The sequence below is a fragment of the Streptococcus bovismuti genome (assembly GCF_042436615.2).
Classification (GTDB): Bacteria; Bacillota; Bacilli; order Lactobacillales; family Streptococcaceae; genus Streptococcus.
Window position 1 is genome coordinate 1 of record NZ_JBHMFR020000025.1, and the last position, 287, is coordinate 287.

Genomic DNA, 287 nt, shown 5'->3' on the forward strand with positions numbered 1-287 from the left:
AGTCATCCAGGAGTAGCGTTAGTTCATTATCCAGATGGAACGGAAGATGAAGTCGAAGTACCAGTAAGGGTAAAAGAACAAAAAGAAACGTTTAACCCAACGGCAAAAGAACCGAACCAAACTGTACGTCATAACGAAGTACCAGATCCAGAGAAAAGTATTAATACAAATGACTTACCAAAAGGAACAAACTATAGCTGGTCAGAACAACCAGACACAAGTAAACCAGGAAGTAAGACAGGAAAAGTATTAATCACTTACCCAGATAAGAGTACGGAAGAAGTGAC

The 287-nt window shown here is 39.4% G+C and carries 1 protein-coding gene; it reads left to right on the forward strand.

Going from position 1 to position 287, the window contains the following annotated elements; all coding sequences use genetic code 11:
• On the forward strand, window positions 1-287 hold a 287-nt coding region (locus tag ACERDH_RS09820; protein WP_386686896.1), incomplete at both ends, for a Rib/alpha-like domain-containing protein.